We start from the raw sequence: 275 nt of genomic DNA on the forward strand, positions 1-275 counted from the left end.
GCCCGATAAAGCGCTTAATGCGGTTAGAGATCACGTCATTCCGAAGCTCAAAAGGCATCAGGCCGATGCCGACGCCGATGGTTATGACCTCACCGCGAAGAGTGCCTGCAGTGACTTTCGGATTATCTTGGAGCGAACAGTGGAGCTCATCCTCCTGAATGATGTCGTTCTTCGTTTCAGACGGGACGTCATGACAAAAGGGAAGCTGAGGGGTATTGCCAAGGTGATTGCAGAAGACTGCGATCTTATCGACCGGTTAATGACCAAGTATTCAG

Annotated in this window: 1 protein-coding gene; it reads left to right on the top strand. The window is 50.9% G+C overall.

What is annotated here, in order from left to right; translation table 11 throughout:
* The coding region (locus ACPYOM_RS22465; RefSeq protein ID WP_481347658.1) for a hypothetical protein at window positions 1–275 on the top strand (275 nt) is incomplete at both ends.

This window comes from Monashia sp. HAY1-2A, from assembly GCF_056755315.1.